Here is a 14992-nt window from a genome sequence, read left to right on the forward strand (position 1 = left end):
CCCCCTGCGCGAGGGCGGCGCCCGGAGGCGTCCGCCCGGTGGTCTCTTCGTTGCGCGGGCCGCCGCGCCGCGGCGGCCCCTCGCGGTGTCCCGCCGGATCGGCGGGCTCCTCAGTGCTCGCCACGGACGACCTCCCCGAAGGTGACGAAGCGGTCCTCGGCCAGCTCGATGATCGCCGCGTCGACGACGTGCTCCAGGGTGCCGCCGGCCGCGCGGATGGCGCGCTGCCGCTCGTAGGGCGCCCCCTGCTCCAGGACCTCCCCGGCCACCTTGAGCTCCTCGGCGCAGCCGAGGCGGCCCGCGACCGGCTCCAGCTCCCGCACCAGCTCGTACACCGCGTCGCGCAGCGGCGCGGTCCGCCCGCTGTCGTCGGTGATGACGATGGCGTCGAGCCCGTAGCGGGTGGCGCGCCACTTGTTGTCGCGCACCACCCAGGCGGCCGGCCGCGGCAGGGTGTAGCCGCGGTCCAGCTGCTGCTCGAACAGGGCGACGAGGCTCTGGCAGAGCGCCGCCGCCATGCCGACCTCGCGCATGGTGGGGATCCCGTCGAACATCCGGATCTCGACGGTGCCGAAGTCCGGGTGCGGGCGGATGTCCCACCACACCTCCTTGATGCTGCGGATGGTGCCGGCCCGCAGCAGGGTCTCCATGTACTCCTCGAACGCCGGCCAGTCGTCCAGCGAGTGCGGCGGCCCGGCCGTCGGGAGCTGCCCGAACACGACCGCGCGGCTCGACGCGAGGCCGGTGTCGCCGCCGCTCCAGTACGGGCTGGAGGCGGTCAGCGCGAGGAAGTGCGGCAGGTAGGCCGACAGCGCGTTGACGATCGGGATCGCCCGGTCCGCGCCGGTCACCCCGACGTGCACGTGCACGCCGAAGGTCTGGATGCGGCGGGCGAGCCACTGCATCTGCTCGATGAGGTCGGCGTAGCGCTGCACCGGCGCCATCACCGCGTCCCGCCAGTCGCTGATCGGGTGGGTGCCGAGGCAGGCGAGGGTGGTGCCGCGGGCGGCGGCGGCCGCGCGCAGCTCGGCGAGCGTCGCGGCGAGGTCGTCCTTGGCCTCGCCGACGGTGTGGTCGATGCCGGTGACGACCTCGACCATGGACTCCATCAGCTCGGCGTGGATGCGCGGCTCCGCGCCCCCCTCGCCGAGGGAGGGCAGCGCGGCCAGCACCTCGCGGGCGTCCTGCCGCAGGTGCCGGGTGCGCTCGTCGATGAGCTGGAGCTCCCACTCGATGCCGAGGGTCGCGCCGCGCGACGGCGTGAAGTCAATGGCCACGGCCAACCTCCGTCCACAATCCTCCCAGGCCGACGCGCGGCGCGTGGGGCGATCCGGCCCGCGCGTCCGCTGCCTGGGCGAACACCGGGCCGGGCACCGCCCCGGCCCCTCCATTCTGCCGCCCGCCGCCCGCCACGCTGCGGCTTTGCATGCCCCGCGCGGGTCATTTGACTCGCACTGACCGCTAACGATCACAACGGGTCACCGATTCCGGCCCCCCGGGACGCGCCCGCGGTCACCCGAAATGACTAGCACCCCGGCGACCCCCGCCGCAGCGAAACGGAGGTCCGAAGGGTCCGCCATCTCCGGTTCGACCGGGCCGTCCCGGTCCGCGGGCGCCATTGCGCAAGGCGGGAGCGCCCTTGACGGGGGCGGGCGTGTCGTTGTCATATCGCCGGGGCAGATAGCCAGCGCGGCGGGCGCCGACGCGATCCGGACCCGCCGCCGCACGGGAGGTCTCGACCGATAGAACCGCGATACGGGCCATCGGTACGGTTTCCCTGACAGGTCGCCTACGCTTTCGGGGAACCATGCACGCTCTCACACGCAGCGCCGCGGCGCTCGCCGCGCCGCTCGTCGCGGCGGCGTCCGTCCTGCCCGCCACGCCCGCGCTCGCGGCGCCGCCCGCCGCCGCCCGGCGGGCCGCGTCCCAGCACGCCGCCGGCGACCCCGTGGGCGGGGCGCAGCTCGGCGGCAGGGGCGTCGTCGTGAACGGCGCGCCCGGGGTGAAGGCGCCCCCGAAGATCAACGCGTCGTCGTACCTCATCGCCGACATGGACACCGGCGACGTGCTGGCCGCCAAGGACCCGCACGGGCAGTACCTGCCGGCGAGCACGCTGAAGACGCTGACGGCGCTCGCCCTCGTGCCGAAGCTCGACCCGAACCGCCTGGTCCGGCCCTCGCAGGCGGCGGTCGACGTCGAGGGCACCAAGGTCGGCATGACGACCAAGATGCAGTACAAGGTGTCCGACCTGTTCATGGCGCTGATGATGATGTCGGCCAACGACGCGGCGGTGACGCTCGCCGAGGCCGACGGCGGCATGGCGAAGACCATCGCCGACATGAACGCCGAGGCCCGCCGGATCAACGCCCGCGACACCCTGGCCGCGTCCCCGAACGGCCTCGACGTCGACATGAAGCTGACCGTCCGGACCCAGCACACCTCGTCGTACGACCTGGCGCTGATCCTGCGCGAGGGGCTGAAGAACCCCGACTACCTCAAGTACGTGCAGACGATCGACCACCACTTCCCGGCGCCGCCGACCAAGAAGCAGCGCAAGAAGCACCAGCAGGGCGGCTACCCGATCCACACCCACAACCACATGCTGCCGGGCGAGGCCGCGTCCTACCCGGGCATGATCGGCGGGAAGAACGGCTACACGATCGCCGCGCACCAGACGTTCGTGGCGGCCGCGAAGCGCGGCGGCCACACCATCATCATCGCGCTGATGCGCGCCGACGTCCCGCCGTCGCCGTACGCGGCCAAGCTGCTGGACTGGGGCTTCGCGGCGCGCGGCAAGGTGAAGCCGGTCGGGACGCTCGTCGCGCCCGGCGACCCGGCCGCCAAGAAGGACACCGGACCGGGCGGCAAGGGCACCAGGAACCTGCTGCCGGGCAGCCCGCTGAACAAGGACGGCACGGCGAGCCGGTGGCTGGTCGGCGGCGGCACCGTCGGCGTCCTGCTGGCGATCTCGGTGCTGATCCTGGTGCTGTGGCGCCGCCGCCACACGCCGCCCGCCGCCGCGCGGCCGGGCCGCCCGGCGGCCTCCCCGCCGCCGCCCGCCCCGGCGCCCGACGACGACCCGGACGCGTCCTACGACCAGCACGACCCGCAGGGCGCGGCGAGCCGCGACGAGTGACGGTGCCGGTCAGGACGCGGCGGCGGCGCCGTCGCGCCGCTCCGCGGTCAGGCCCGTGATCTCCCGGACGGCCTCGTCCGCGCAGTCGGCGTCCGCCGCGGCGTCCCTGGTGCCGTCGGCGCGGAGGATGGCGCTGCGGGTGGCGGTCCAGGCGGCCGTCCAGAGCACGAACCGCGACACGATGTTGATCCACACCATCAGCCCGACGAGCACCGCGAACGAGGCGTAGACGGGGTTGCTGGTGGTGCGGGCGAGGAGCAGCGTGGCGACCTGCTTCAGCGCCTCGAACCCGACGCCGCCGAACAGCGCGCCCTTCAGGATGCGCCGCCACGGCGCCCGGGTGCCGCTCAGCCGGGAGAACAGCGTCAGGAAGATCAGCGTGTCGAAGGCGACCGCGACGCCCATCGACAGCAGCCAGAGCACCGTCCCGGCGCCGGTGACGTCCTCCAGCCCGAGCCAGCCGAGGACGGTGTGGGTGGCCTGGCTCGCCAGGCTCGACACCGCGACGCTCGCCATCAGGATCGCGCCGAGGAACAGCAGCACCGACACGTCGTAGATCTTCAGCAGCACGAAGTTGCCCTCGGCCTGCGGCTCCTTGCCCCAGATGGTGCGGAGCGACTCGCGCAGCGTCGCGACCCAGCCGAGGCCGGTGAGCAGCAGGCCGACGAGGCCGATGACGCCGGCGGTCGTCTTGGACTGCACGATCCGGTCGACCTGCAGCGGCGCCGACAGGCCCGGCAGGATCGAGTCGATCGCCTCGATGAAGTAGCCGCGGGCCTCGTCGCTGATCCCGACGAGGTAGCCGAGCAGCGAGTAGGCGAGCGCGAGCAGCGGGAAGAACGACAGGAAGCCGTAGGAGGTGAGGGCGGCGGCGAGGCGGTCGCCGCGGCGGTCCTGGTAGCGCTCGTAGGCGCGGCCCCAGTGGTCGAACCAGGGCCAGCGGGCGCGGGCGGCCCGCAGCACGGCCTTGATCGCGTCGGTGACCCGCTCGATGGAGCGCTGGACCGTGCTGACCACCTGCGGCATGTACGGAAAGTACCCCGCCGCGGACGGTCGATGCGGCGCCGCGCCGGTCGATCGGGTCGCGTTTCAGCGGCCCCCGCCGGCGCCGAGGACGAAGTCGCGGCGCGGCCGCCAGACGCCGTCGGCGCCGTGCTCGTACAGCGCGAACCGCCGCACCTCGAACTCGGCCCGGAAGTCGGCGAGCTCCTTGACCGCCCGGTCCATGACCTCGTCGGGCAGGTGGTGGGCGATGGTGACGTGCGGGTGGTACGGGAAGGTCAGGGCGCGGGCGAGCGGCCCCGACATCACCGCCGCCTGGAGCCGCTCGCAGCCGCCGGCGCCGTCGGCGAGGGCGACGAACACGACCGGCGACACCGGGCGGAACGTCCCGGTGCCGCGCAGCCGGATCCGGAAGCCGCGCTGGCCGGCGGCCACCGACCGCAGGTGGTCCTCGACGCAGCCGAGGTCGCCGGCCGGGACGTCGGTCGGCGGCAGCAGCGTGACGTGCGTCGGGATGGCCCGCGCCAGCGGGTCGCCGAGCGCCTCCCGGGTGCGCTGGAGCCAGCCGCCGTACGGCTCGGGGATCGGCACGGCGACCCCGATCGTGCGCGTGCCGGCGGCCGGCGAGGCCGTGTCAGCGACCACGTCCCACGAATCCCACCCGCTCGCGCACGATCTCCATGTTGCGGCGGGCGACCGCGCCGGCCCGCTCCGCCCCCTGCGCGAGCAGCCGGTCGAGGGCGTCCTCGTCGGCGAGCAGCTCGCGGGTGCGCTCGCGGATCGGCTCGAAGGTGTCCACGACGAGCGCGGCGAGGTCCTTCTTGAACTGGCCGTACCCGGCGCCCTCGTAGCGCTTCTCGATGTCGCCGTAGGACGTGCCGTCGAGGGCCGCGTAGATCCGCATGAGGTTGGTGACGCCGGCCTTGCCCTCCTCGTCGTAGCGGACCTCGGTGCCGGTGTCGGTGACCGCGCGCATGATCTTCTTGCGCATCGGGCCGGGCTCCTCCAGCACGTCGATGATCCCCTGCGGGGAGGACGCCGACTTGCTCATCTTGGCGCCCGGCTCCTGCAGGTCGGTGATCTTGGCGGCGTTCTCCGGGATGTAGGCCTCGGGCGCCACGAACGTCGTGCCGAACCGGTGGTTGAAGCGGCCCGCGAGGTCGCGGGTGAGCTCCAGGTGCTGGCGCTGGTCCTCGCCGACCGGGACCTGCAGGACGGCGCCCGCGCGCGGCTCGGGCGTGTACAGCAGGATGTCGGCGGCCTGCAGGATCGGGTAGGTGAACAGGCCGACGCTGGCGCCGGCGGTGCCCTGCTTGGCGGCCTTGTCCTTGAACTGCGTCATCCGGCCGGCCTCGCCGAAGCCGGTGATGCAGCCGAGCACCCAGGCGAGCTCGGTGTGCTCGGGGACGTGGCTCTGCACGAACAGCGTGGAACGGTCCTGGTCCAGGCCCATCGCGAGGAGCTGCGCGGCCGACACGCGGGTGCGGCGCCGCAGCGCGGCCGGGTCGTGCTCGACGGTGATCGCGTGCAGGTCCACGACGCAGTAGAACGCCTCGTGCGTCTCCTGGAGCGCCACCCACTGCCGCAGCGCGCCCAGGTAGTTGCCCAGGTGGAAGGAGTCCGCGGTGGGCTGGATGCCGGAGAACACGCGGGGCGTGGCGGCGGCTTCGGTGGTGGGCGCTTCAGGCATGTGCACGCCTCGATTCTCTCAGGCCCCGTCCGGGGCGGCGTCGCCGGTGGCGGGGGCGCCCGTCCCGGGGGCGCCCTCCCCTGCTGTGACGCCCCCGCGACCGAGGGTGTTCGGACCGGGAAAGGCCCGCCGGGCCGCGCGGGGCGCGGCCTGCGGCGCGGGCTGGGGCACGGGGGGCGTGACGCGGACGCGGGCGACGCGGCGGCCCTCCATGCGGGCGACGGCGAGGCGGCGGCCGCCGGCCTGGACGGCGTCGCCCTCGGACGGGACACGGCCGAGCGCGGCCATGATGTGCCCGGCGACGGTCTCGTAGGGCCCGGCGGGCAGCCTGATCCCGGTCTCGGCGGCGAAGTCGTCGAGGTTCAGCAGACCGTCGACCTCGACCACCCCATCGCGCAGACGCCGTGCCTGTCCGTCCCGCACATCATATTCGTCCCGGATGTCCCCGATGAGCTCCTCGACCAGATCCTCCAGCGTGACGATCCCGGCGGTGCCGCCGTACTCGTCCAGCACCACCGCGAGGTGGCACGCCTCGCGGCGCATCTCCGACAGCACCGCCAGCACCCGCTGCCACGGCGGCAGGAACTTCACCGGCCGGACGAGCGCGCCGACCGGCGCCGCCGGGTCCGCGGCGCCCGGCACCAGCAGGTCCCGGATGTGCACGAAGCCGATCACCTCGTCGTGCGAGCCGCGGCAGACCGGGAACCGCGAGTGCGGGCTGCGCGCCGCCACCCGGGCGGCGGCCGCGACCGGCAGCGCGGCGTCCAGGAACTCGACCTCGGTGCGCGGCACCAGCACCTCGCGGAGCGGCCGGTCGCCGGCCGCGAACACGCGGGCGGTGAGGGCGCGCTCCTCGCTGGTCAGGCGGGTGCTCGCCGCGACGAGCGCGCGCATCCGCTCGGCGCTCGGCTCCTCGGGGTCGCCCGCGCCGAGCCGGACGGCCAGCCGGGCCAGCAGCCGCACCGCTCTCATTCCTCGACCCCTCCCGCATGCCCCGGTCGGTAGCCTGGGCGCCGTCCGCTCCCATCCTGACTTTCGGAGGTCCGCGCGTGAAGCTGCTCGTCACCGGAGGCGCCGGCTACATCGGCAGCGTGGTCTCGGCCCTGCTGCTGGAGGCCGGCCACGAGGTGGTCGTCCTCGACGACCTGTCGACCGGCCACGAGGACGCCGTCCCCGCGGGCGCGGCCCTGGTCCGCGGCACGCTGCGCGACGCCGCGTTCGCGACCCTGGACGGCGCCGGATTCGACGCGGTGCTGCACTTCGCCGCGAAGTCGCTGGTCGGCGAGTCGGTGGAGAAGCCGGGCCTGTACTGGGACAAGAACCTCGGCGAGTCGCTGGCGCTGCTCGACGCGATGCGGCGCGCGTCGGTGCCGCGCCTGGTGTTCTCCTCCACCGCCGCCACCTACGGCGAGCCGGAGTCCACCCCGATCCTGGAGACCGCGCCGACGCGGCCGACCAACCCCTACGGCGCGTCCAAGCTCGCCATCGACACCGCGCTCGCCGAGTGGGCGCGGCTGTACGGCCTCGGCGCGGTGTCGCTGCGCTACTTCAACGTGGCGGGGGCGCGCGGCGCGCAGGGCGAGCGGCACGCCGTGGAGACGCACCTGATCCCGAACGTGCTGAAGGTCGCGCTCGGCGAGCGCGACGCCGTCCACCTGTTCGGCGACGACTACCCGACGCCCGACGGCACCTGTATCCGCGACTACGTGCACGTCGTCGACCTCGGCGCCGCGCACCTGCTGGCGCTGGAGGCGACCGCGCCCGGCACCCACCAGATCTTCAACCTGGGCAGCGGCACCGGCTACTCGGTGCGCGAGGTCGTCGAGGTGTGCCGGGCGGTCACCGGGCATCCGATCCCCGCGACGGTGAGCCCGCGGCGCCCCGGCGACCCGGCGGTGCTGGTCGCCTCCTCCGCCAAGATCGAGTCGGCGCTCGGCTGGAAGCCCGAGCGCGACCTCACGACCATGGTCACCGACGCCTGGTCCTTCCTCCAGGGCCGGTGAGCCCCCTCCTGCGGCGGCGGCGCCGGACCCCGGCGCCGCCCCGGGCCGCCTGGACGGTCCCGGGGCCGGTGTCGGCCGAGACGCTCGCCGCCGCGTTCACCGAGGCGTACCAGCGGCCGCCCGAGGCCGTCTGGCGCGCGCCCGCCGAGGCGGCGCTGCTGGAGGCGCCCGGGGATGGGCTGTCGCTGCTGTTCGCGCTGCCCTTCGGGGCCTGCGCGGCGGCGGCACGCCGCGACGACGGCGTCCTGGAGGTGCGCTCGCTCCAAGCCGCGGACGCGGCCCCCGTCCTCCTGCCCGGCGGGGACGCGCCCTCCTGGGCCGCGGGCCTGGCGGAATCGCTGCGCGCCCTCGACGCGGGCGGGGCGTCGCTGCTGCTGGACTCCGAGATCCTCCCTCGCGCGGGGCTGGGCGCCGCCCGCGCCCTCCGGGCGGCGCTGGCATCGGCCGTCTGCGACCTGTACGACGTCGCCCCGGCCCTCGGCCCGGTCCCGTCGCGCGCCGAGCCGGGGCACGTCCTGCTGCACGACGCCCGGAGCGGCCTCACCGGCCGCCTCCCCTTCGACGCGGCCGGGGCGGGCCTCGCGCTGCTGGTGATCGGAACGGGGGTCTCCCCCGGCCGGGACGCCGCCGCCGCCCGCGCCGCGACGCTCGCGAAGGCCCTGGCCTCGCTGGGCCTGGCGTCACCCCGCGAGGTGACGGACCTGCCCGCCGCGCTCGCCGCCCTGCCCGACCCGGCACTGCGCGGCGCCGTCCAGCACGCCGTCACCGAGCACCACCGGGTGGAGGCGGCGGCGGGCCTCCTGCGGGCGGGCGCCGTCGCCGAGCTCGGCGCGATGCTGACGGCGTCGCAGATGTCGCTGCGCGACTCCTGCGGCGCGTCCTGGCCGGAGGCCGACGCCGCCCTGGACGCCGCCGTCCGCGCGGGCGCACGAGGCGGCCGGCTGATCGGCCCGGGATCGGGCGGCTGCGTCCTGGTCCTCGCCGCCGCCGACCGCCTCCCGACCGTCCGCGACGCCGTCAAGGCCACCTACACCCGCCGTTCCTGGCCCCCACCCGTCTTCCTGGACGGCACCCCTTCAACAGCCGCCCACCCCATCCCCTGACCCCCCGGTCACCCCCCGTCGACTTGCGGCGTGTTGGCCACTTTCGATCTCCAAAGTGCCCAACACGCCGCATCTCAACTTTCGACGACCGGGGGTCACCGCTCGAACGGACGGGCCGGACGGACGGACGCGGCCGGCGGACGGGACGGTCAGGCGAGGCGGGCGAGGGCCTCGTCGGCGGTGACGACCTCGCCGAAGCGCGGCAGGTCGAGGGTGACGGCGGCCTCGTGCTCGGGGGCGCTGAGGGCGGCCATGGCGTCCTCGACGAACAGCAGGCCGTAGCCGTGGTCGCTCGCGGCCCGCGCGGTGGACTCGACGCCCAGGTTGGTGGCGATGCCGCCGAACACGAGCGTCCCGATCCCGTACTCCTGGAGCAGCGCGTGCAGGGCGCCGTCGTGGAAGCCGCCGACGGTGTGCTTGGTGAACACCAGATCGCCGTGCTCCCAGAGCCCGGCCTCCAGCTCGCTGTCGAGCGGCTGCTCGTCCACTCCGGGCCGGTGCGCCTGCACGAGGACGACGGCCGCGCCCGCCGCCCGGAACCCGCGCGCGAGCCGCTTCGCCGTCGCCACGACCTCGGCGCCCGCACGCGGGAACAGCGGCCGCGCCGCGATCCGCACCTGGAGGTCCACGAGTACCAATGCGGTCTTCTGATGATCAAGGGAGGCCATGCCCGCCACCGTACGCGCCCGATCGCGGCGCGGGGGCCCGTCAGCGGGTGCGCGGGCCGGAGGTGAGGTGGGCGGTGGCGGTGTTGTCGGCGGGGGCGGTCTCGCCCGCCGCGCTCGTGACGCTCGCGGCGAAGCGCTGGGCGCCGCCGCCGGTCTGGGTGGCGGTGCGGACGGTGCGGGACGTGCCGGGCGTCAGGGTGCCGAGGTCGCAGCGCAGGTACTGGTCGCGGCCGCTCGCGCGGGTGGCGGCGCAGCGGTCGGCGGGGCTGGTCAGCAGGTGGGCGCCGTGCGCGCCCAGGTACAGGGTGACGCGCCGGGCCGTCGCGCCGCCGCGGTTGGCGACGACGGCGGTGAGCGGCGTGCGGGCGCCGCGGGCGGCGGTGCGGCGGGGGGTGGTGAGCCGGACGGCCATGTCGGTGCCGGGCGTCAGCGGGGTCGTCACGGCCGCGGTGTCGTTGTCGCGCGACGGGTCGGCCGTCGCCGACCGGACGCGCGCCGAGGCGTGCAGCGGGCCGCGGGCCTCGGGTGCGATGACGCCCTGGAGGCGGACGGTGCGGGCGGCGCCCGCCGCGAGGTCGCGGAAGGTGCAGCGGACGGCGCGGCTCCGGTCGGTGCAGGACGGCGCGTCCAGGCCGATCACGGCGAAGCCGCGCGGGAGCGCGAAGGTCGCCGCGACGGCGCGGGACGCGACGGGGCCGGTGTTCCACACCGTCATCGCGTAGGTCATCGGGGCGCCCGCCGCCGCGCGGGCGGGGCCGCTGACGGCGACGCCGAGGTCCGCGCCCGGGACCGCGCCGGCCTGCGCGCCGGAGGCGAGCAGCATGGTGACGGCAGCGCCGCTGACGGCCAGAACCCGCATGGTGACATCCACCCCGAACGACGGCGGCGCGCCCCCGAAGGGACGCGCCGCACCGCGAAAGCCCGTGTACGCAGGGAATTCTATCGACTACGAGGGGTCGGCGCCGTCGCTCCCGTGCGGCGTGTCGGTGAGGTCGTCGAGGAGGGCGCGGGCCTGGGACGCCGCGTCCTTCTCGTCGATGGACGCGAAACCGGCGACCGCGCGGTGCAGGTTCCCGATCGCCGCCGCGCGGTCGTCGTCGAGGAGGAGCCGCGCCTCGTCGTAGTCGATGAGGGCGGTGTGCCAGGCGAGGGCGGGCCCGGCGTCGGGCGGCAGGCCGGCGAGGGCGGCGCGGGCGTCCCGCATCTGGGCGCGGGCCTCGTCGGGGCGCCCGCTCCACCAGCGGCACATCGCGCCGCGGCGCAGGGCGTCGACGGCGGCGAAGGGGTCGCCGCCCTCGCTGAACCAGCGGGCGGCCTCGGTGAAGCGCTCGGCGGCGGCGTCGTCCTTGTCGGCGCCGGTGAGGATCTCGCCGGCGTGCCGCAGGTGGTGGCCCTTGCCGAGGGGGTGCTCCTCCAGGGCGGCGAGCTCGGTGAAGGCGTCGGCGGCGCCGGGCTCGCCGAGCTTCTCCTGCGCGTTCGCGGCGATGAGCCGGGCGCGCAGGTCGTCGCCGGGTTCGAGCGGCCCGAGCTGCGCCTCCTCGGCGAGCTCGGCGGCCTCCAGGTGGCGGCCCGTCATGTGGTGGGCGGCGGCGAGGTCGATGCGGACGCAGGCGGCGTCCTCGGCCTGGCCCAGGGCGGTGAAGGCCGCGACGGCCTCGGCGAGGTCGGGCGCGGCGTCCGCCGGGCGCTCCAGGCGGAGCAGCAGCTCGCCGCGGTAGCGGTGCGCGGTGGCCGCCATCGGCCCGCCCGGGGGCGCGTGCTCAAGGGCCTCGCCGAGCAGCGCGGCGGCCTCGTCCAGGGCGTTCTCGTCGGTCTGCGCGAGGATCTGCGCGAGGATGAACGGGGCCTGCGCCGCGACGTCCGGGACCGTGCCGGCCGCCGTCTCGCGGGCCGCGCGCAGCGCTCCGGCGGCCTCCTCGACGTCGCCCGCGTCGAGGTGCGCCTGGGCGCGCAGCATGAGGTGCCGGGAGCGCACGGCAGCGTCGTCGGTGGCGGGCGGCACGTCCAGGACGGCGAGGGCCTCGGCGCCCCGCCCGCCCTCCAGCAGCAGCATCGCCAGGCGAACGCGGGCCATCGCGGCGCGGCGCGGTTCGGTGCCGTGGGCCTCCATCCACGCGAGCGTCTCCCGGACGTCGCCCTCGGCGCCCGCGTCGCCCGCCAGGGCGCGCATCGTCGCGGCGAGGTTGCGCAGCGTGGCGGCGTCCTCGGCCTTGCCGAGCGTCTCGTACAGCGCGGCGCCCTCCGACCAGGCGCCCGCCGCCTCGGCGAAGTCGCCCGCGCCCTGGTGCGCGGCGCCGGTGCCCTCCAGGCGCCGGGCGCGCTGGAGGACGGTCGGCTCGGCGCCCGCCGCGACGAGCTCGTCGTAGCGGCGCCAGGCGGCGTGGGCGGCGTCCATCGCCTCGGCCTTGCGGTGCTCCTCGGCGAGGTCGAGGGCGGCGTCCAGGGTGTCGACGCCCGGCGGGACGGGCGCGGGCGCCGGGGCGGGCGCGGGCGGGCGGCGGCGCGGGCCGCCGGTGAGCGGCAGGTGGTCGGTCCAGGGTTCGGCGGCGAGGGTCTCGCGGACGATGTCGCCCTGCCGGGACGTGCCGTTGCGGGCGTCGAAGCGGGCGGCCAGGGAGGTGGCGAGGCCGGCGAGCTCGGTACGCAGCGCGCCCGCCGTCGTCGGCTCGCCGGGGCGCCGCACGAGCTCGGCGGCCGGGTCGACGCGGCCGAGCAGCAGGGCGGCGGGGGCGGCGAAGTCCATCGCCGCCGACGGGCTCGGCGCGCGGTCGAGCCACTCCAGGTGCCGCTGGAGGATCTCCAGGCCGCGCGCCTCGTTGCCGGTCCGCGCGCAGAACTCCAGGTGGGCGCCGATGTCGCCGAGCCGCGCGAGCTGCGTGCGGTACTGCCGGTAGGCGCGCAGGTGCGCGGTGCGGGCCTCGTCCCAGCGGCCGGTGCGCGCGTACAGCGGCAGCAGGGTGGTGAGGATCCCGCCCGGCTGCTCGGTGCAGTTCAGCTCCTCCAGCAGCACCGGCCCGGCGACGGCGAGCGCCTCGTCGTAGCGGCCGCGCCAGTACAGGTGGGCGGCCTTGCCGGACGGGTCGCAGCCCGCGCAGTCCGACAGGTCGTCGCGCGGCGCCGCCTGCCACAGCCCGAACCAGCGGTCGGCCGCCGCCGCGTCGCCGAGGTGCTTGGCGACGCGGGCGCGCCGCCCGTACAGGGCGTGCAGGCTGTGCCCGCCTTGGCGGTAGCGGCGCTCCATGTCGTCCAGGACGGCGAGGGTGCGGTCGAGCGGCACCTCGGGGAACTGGGTGAGCGACGACACGATCCACTTGAACTGCCAGAGGAGCTGGTGCTCGGCGCCCTCGCCCACCTCGGCGGGCGCGGCGTCGAAGTCGGCGAGCGCACGGGTGAAGGTGGTGAACAGCTTCATGGGCTCGCCGCCGAACTCGTAGGCGGTGCCGAGCTCCATCCGGACGCGGAACGCCAGCGCGCGGTCGCCGCCCTCAGCGCGGCGCAGCGCCTCCTCGACGAGGACGGTGCGGGGCTCGCCGTAGGGCAGCTCGTAGGCCCGCTGCATCAGGTCGTGCACGTCGCTCATCGGCCGTCCTCCGGGGTGTGCACGGCCCACTCCAGCAGGCCGAGGAACGAGCGGTTCAGCACGGCCGTGTCGGCCGGGCGCAGCGGGTGGTGGCCGAGCAGCAGCGCCTGCCCGTACAGGCCCTGCACGGCCAGCTCGACGAGGCCGTCCTCGGCGAGCGCGGTGATCCGGCGGGTCAGCGGGTTGCGGTGGTTGAGGACGAGCTGCGGGCGATCGGCGCGGACCGCCGAGTGCAGCGCGTCCAGCAGCCCGCCGAACAGCTCGTCGGCGGCCTCGCGGGCCTCGGCGACCTCGGCCTGGTGCTCGGCGGCGCGGCTGGTCAGGTAGAGGGCGGGCAGCGAGGCGGGGTCGAAGTCGCGGACGACGACCTCGCAGCCGAGGTGGTCGACGGCGCGCTGCGCGGCGGCGAGGAACGGCCGCAGCGCGAGCTCGGCGGCCGGGTCGACGACGCCGAACGCGGTGGTCAGCTCGGCCGGGTCGAGGCGGCGGACGGCGATGCCGGGGTCGATCGCCGGCAGCCGCTCGATGATCTCGGTGTCGTGGACGTAGCCGCCGTTGACGACGCCGACGCCCTGCGCGCCCGCGACCGCCGCGAGCCGCCGGAACTCCTCGACGCTCGCCGCGTAGCGGGCGGTGCCGGGGTGGCGGCGGCGGAACTCGGCGAGCGTCATCGGCCCGGCGGAGGTCTCGAACTCCAGCCAGCGGTCGACGAGGCGCAGCATGTCGTCGTCGTGCAGCGCCATCGCCTTGACGCCGAGCCGGTGCAGCCGCAGGAAGCCGCGCAGCCGGGCCGGGTCGGTCTCGGCGAGGCGGACGAGCCACTGGCGGAGCCGGTCGCCGAGCGCGTCGCGGGTGGCGTCGAGCAGCTCGTCCTCGTAGAGCGCCTCGCGGCTCGCGGTGGGCTTCAGCTCGGTGGCGTCGACGACGCAGCGCACGAAGAACGCCCAGCCGGGCAGCAGCCCCTCGACGCCCTCGGCGAGCAGCATCCGCTTGAGGTAGACGCGGTGCGCGCCGCGCGCGCTCGGCGCGACGGGCCGCGGCAGGACGAACGCGACGCCGGTGAGGCCCGCCTCGGGGACGTCGAGGTCGATGACGTCGAACGGCTCGAACCCGTACAGGTCGCGGCAGTAGGCGTCGAGGGCGCGGCGCCGCGCGGCCGGGTCGCGGTGGGCGGCGAGCCAGGGCGGGCCGCCGGCGGTGACGGGGGCGCCGTCCACGGTGAGGTCGATCGGCAGCAGGCCGCCGTAGGTCGCGGCGAGCTCGCGGACGACGTCCGGGGCGAGCAGCTCGCCGGAGCCCGGCCGGGCGCGCAGCGTCACCGTCGTGCCGGGCTCGGCGCGCTCGCCGGGCTCGACGCGGTAGCTGCCGCCGGCGAGGCCCGTCCAGCGGACCGCCGGGCCGCCCTTGGCCGACCGCGTCACCACCTCGATCTCGTCGGCGACGAGGAAGCCCGACAGCAGGCCGATGCCGAACTGGCCGAGGAAGTCGTGCCGGGCGAAGCCGAGCTCGTCGCGCTTGGACGAGCGGCCGATCGTGGCGAGCAGCGCGTGGACCTCGTCCTCGGTGAGGCCGACGCCGTCGTCGTGGACGCGGAGGGCGCCGCCGCCCGTCTCGATCCGCACCCGCCCGCCGCCGGCGCCGCGCGCGGTGATCGCGTCGACCGCGTTCTGCAGCAGCTCGCGCAGGTAGACGCGGGGACTGGAGTACAGATGCCGGCTGAGGAGGTCCACCACCCCCCGCAGATCGACCTGGAATGCCCGCTCCGCCACGCCCGTCCCCCTCGTCCCGTACCTGCCGGTACGAGGGGCAG

The 14992-nt window shown here is 75.9% G+C and carries 12 protein-coding genes; 3 read left to right on the forward strand and 9 right to left on the reverse strand.

Features of this window, described 5'->3' with window-relative positions; all coding sequences use genetic code 11:
* Positions 1-110: 110 nt before the first annotated feature.
* Positions 111-1277, reverse strand: coding sequence for a glutamate--cysteine ligase (locus K1Y72_RS31415; protein ID WP_220170154.1), 1167 nt, complete (start codon positions 1275-1277; stop codon positions 111-113).
* Positions 1278-1807: 530 nt separating this feature from the next.
* Here K1Y72_RS31415 and K1Y72_RS31420 point away from each other — a divergent pair.
* Complete coding sequence (locus tag K1Y72_RS31420; protein ID WP_220170155.1) at positions 1808-3136, forward strand: D-alanyl-D-alanine carboxypeptidase family protein; 1329 nt, start codon at positions 1808-1810, stop codon at positions 3134-3136.
* Between the two features lie 9 nt (positions 3137-3145).
* Here the strand turns inward: K1Y72_RS31420 and K1Y72_RS31425 are convergent, their stop codons facing one another.
* The 4 genes from K1Y72_RS31425 to K1Y72_RS31440 all read right to left on the reverse strand — a co-directional run bounded on the left by K1Y72_RS31425 (position 3146) and on the right by K1Y72_RS31440 (position 6800).
* Positions 3146-4162, reverse strand: coding sequence for a YihY/virulence factor BrkB family protein (locus tag K1Y72_RS31425; RefSeq protein WP_220170156.1), 1017 nt, complete (start codon positions 4160-4162; stop codon positions 3146-3148).
* 63 nt (positions 4163-4225) lie between these two features.
* Positions 4226-4783, reverse strand: a complete 558-nt coding sequence (locus tag K1Y72_RS31430) for a 2'-5' RNA ligase family protein (protein ID WP_220170157.1) — start codon at positions 4781-4783, stop codon at positions 4226-4228.
* Positions 4773-5828 carry a tryptophan--tRNA ligase gene (gene trpS, locus K1Y72_RS31435; RefSeq protein WP_220170222.1) on the reverse strand — a complete coding sequence of 352 codons (1056 nt, stop codon included), beginning with the start codon at positions 5826-5828 and terminating at the stop codon, positions 4773-4775. Before trpS ends, K1Y72_RS31430 begins: the two co-directional genes overlap by 11 nt.
* Positions 5829-5846: 18 nt before the next feature.
* Positions 5847-6800, reverse strand: coding sequence for a hemolysin family protein (locus K1Y72_RS31440; protein ID WP_220170158.1), 954 nt, complete (start codon positions 6798-6800; stop codon positions 5847-5849).
* Positions 6801-6877: 77 nt separating this feature from the next.
* Here K1Y72_RS31440 and galE point away from each other — a divergent pair, with 77 nt between their 5' ends.
* Positions 6878-7831, forward strand: a complete 954-nt coding sequence (gene galE / locus K1Y72_RS31445) for a UDP-glucose 4-epimerase GalE (protein ID WP_220170159.1) — start codon at positions 6878-6880, stop codon at positions 7829-7831.
* Positions 7828-8934 (forward strand): galactokinase, encoded by a 1107-nt coding sequence (locus tag K1Y72_RS31450; RefSeq protein WP_308287316.1) that lies wholly within the window; start codon positions 7828-7830, stop codon positions 8932-8934. The genes galE and K1Y72_RS31450 overlap by 4 nt, the downstream gene beginning before the upstream one ends.
* A gap of 149 nt (positions 8935-9083) precedes the next feature.
* On the opposite strand, the gene K1Y72_RS31455 is transcribed toward K1Y72_RS31450, so the two are convergent.
* The 4 genes from K1Y72_RS31455 to K1Y72_RS31470 all read right to left on the reverse strand — a co-directional run bounded on the left by K1Y72_RS31455 (position 9084) and on the right by K1Y72_RS31470 (position 14951).
* Positions 9084-9602 (reverse strand): isochorismatase family protein, encoded by a 519-nt coding sequence (locus K1Y72_RS31455; protein ID WP_220170160.1) that lies wholly within the window; start codon positions 9600-9602, stop codon positions 9084-9086.
* Positions 9603-9642: 40 nt separating this feature from the next.
* Positions 9643-10461: a COG1361 family protein gene (locus tag K1Y72_RS31460; protein WP_220170161.1), complete on the reverse strand. Its 819-nt coding sequence runs from the start codon at positions 10459-10461 to the stop codon at positions 9643-9645.
* A gap of 87 nt (positions 10462-10548) precedes the next feature.
* Positions 10549-13182 carry a tetratricopeptide repeat protein gene (locus K1Y72_RS31465; RefSeq protein WP_220170162.1) on the reverse strand — a complete coding sequence of 878 codons (2634 nt, stop codon included), beginning with the start codon at positions 13180-13182 and terminating at the stop codon, positions 10549-10551.
* Complete coding sequence (locus K1Y72_RS31470; RefSeq protein WP_220170163.1) at positions 13179-14951, reverse strand: HSP90 family protein; 1773 nt, start codon at positions 14949-14951, stop codon at positions 13179-13181. Before K1Y72_RS31470 ends, K1Y72_RS31465 begins: the two co-directional genes overlap by 4 nt.
* Between the last annotated feature and the right edge of the window lie 41 nt (positions 14952-14992).

This window comes from Actinomadura parmotrematis (assembly GCF_019458805.1).
Classification (GTDB): domain Bacteria; phylum Actinomycetota; class Actinomycetes; order Streptosporangiales; family Streptosporangiaceae; genus Spirillospora; species Spirillospora parmotrematis.